The 1,874-nt window shown below is 68.1% G+C and carries 2 protein-coding genes; both read right to left on the bottom strand.

Translation table 11 applies throughout. From position 1 onward, the window contains the following. Positions 1 to 222: 222 nt before the first annotated feature. Entirely contained in the window at positions 223 to 1,194 is a 972-nt protein-coding gene (locus EN935_RS33905; protein ID WP_127264250.1) for an ABC transporter permease, read from the bottom strand. Beyond that, the coding region (locus tag EN935_RS33900; RefSeq protein ID WP_164771601.1) for an ATP-binding cassette domain-containing protein at positions 1,191 to 1,874 on the bottom strand (684 nt) is incomplete at its 5' end. The genes EN935_RS33900 and EN935_RS33905, both read right to left, overlap by 4 nt.

Here is a 1,874-nt window from a genome sequence, read left to right as displayed (position 1 = left end):
GGACAGAGAGATCGCATCGGCGCAAAGTCCCCCTCACCCGGATTGCCAACCGAATTGCGAAGGGCAATTCGGGCCAATCCGACCTCTCCCCGAGGGGAGAGGAGGATGCCGGCGTCGATGCTCTTCTCTTCTCCCCACCGGGGAGAAGGTGGACGCGAAGCGGCCGGATGAGGGGGCCTTTCACACGCGATTGCCTCGCAAAGGGCACTATCATCGCACCCATCACTGCCGCCCCCGCATCGTAATAAACGCGCCGAACATCACCACGGCGACCATGATGGCGCCTTCGATGATGGCGGTGACGTTGGGGTCGATGGCGAGCAGCGTCAGATCAGTGCGCACCAGCCGCAGCACGAAGACGGCGACGATGGGGCCGAGCAGGCCGCCCTTGCCGCCGCCGAGCGCCACGCCGCCGAGCACCACCGCCGCGACGCTGGCGAGCAGATAGGGGCCGGGGATGGGGGCGCCAATGCCGGTGCTCATGGTCAGCGCCAGCCCGCCCATCGCCGCGAACAGGCCCGACAGCGCATAGGCGATGATGCGGGTGCGCTTGACCGGCACGCCTGAGCGGAACGCCGCCAACTCGCTCGAGCCGATGGCGTAGATGGAGAGGCCGAGGCGCGAGCGCCTGAGCGGTATCCAGACGATGCAGAGGCAGACGATCAGCACCAGCAGCGCCTTGGGCAGCCAGGCGTCGATGCCGTCGGGCAGGCCCGGTATCGGCACGGTGCCCGAGATCAGCGCCTTCAGCCATTCGGCGGCGGCACCGCCCGGCGCGTCGAGCACCAGAAGGGCGGCACCCTGCAGCACGAACAGGGTGGCCAGCGTGACGACGATGTCGGGCACGCGGGTGACGACGATCAGCATGCCGTTGACGGCGCCGAGCACGAAACCCATGGCGAGCACGAAGGGCACCACGAACAGCGCGTATTCTTCCGAGGCGCCGGCCATCATCGAGGCGGCGGTGACGCTGGTCAGCGCCATCATGGCGGCGACCGACAGGTCGATGCCGCCGGCGATGACCACCACGGTCTGCGCGGCGACGGCGAAGGCGTAGGGCAAAACGGCGCGTGCGAGCGAGCCGAAATCGCCGCTGCCATAGGCCGGCTGGATCAGTTTCGTGATGATGAACAGGGCGACGAAGAGGGCGAACAGGCCTGATACCCAGCCCTGGCGGCGCAGGAAATGGCTCATGGGTTCGTCCCCGAAGACGGGGACTGGGGATCGGCCAGAATGCCGATATCGGCCTTGGCGCCGCGCGGCAGGCCGTAGGCGGCGCGCATCAGCGCCGGCTCGTCGGCCTCCTCGACGGGGAAGATGTCGACGACGCGGCCGCCGAAGATGACGATGACGCGGTCGCAGACACGCTGCACCTCTTCGAGTTCCGAGGTGTAGAACAGCACCGACTTGCCGTGGCCGGCGAGCTCGCGCACCAGATGATAGATCTCCTGCTTGGTGCCGACATCGATGCCGCGCGTCGGGTCGAAGCACAGGATGGTGCGGGCGTCTGCCGCGATCCAGCGGGCGATCGTCACCTTCTGCTGGTTGCCGCCGGACAGGCGCTGCACTTCGCCTTGCGCGCGGGTGTCGATCTGCAGCCGCTCGATGGCGCTGACCACCTTGGCGCGCTCCCGGCGCATGTTGATCGGCCCCCAGTTGCGCAGCGCCGCACTGAAGGGCAGCGCGATGTTCTCGCGCACCGAGCGTTGCATGGCGAGCGCTTCGGCACGGTCGCCCGGCACATAGGCGATGCCGGCGCGGATGGCGTCGATCGGGTGCGAGAATTTTGCGGGGCTGCCGTCGACTTCGATGGTGCCGCCCGATGGCCGGATCGAACCGGCAAGGGCGGAAAACAGCTCGTCCTGGCCCTGGCC

Origin of the sequence: Mesorhizobium sp. M7D.F.Ca.US.004.03.1.1 (genome assembly GCF_003998635.1) — a bacterium.
Classification (GTDB): domain Bacteria; phylum Pseudomonadota; class Alphaproteobacteria; order Rhizobiales; family Rhizobiaceae; genus Mesorhizobium; species Mesorhizobium loti.
Note: the sequence above shows the minus strand (reverse complement) of the source record. Positions and strands in the feature narration are given on the sequence as shown.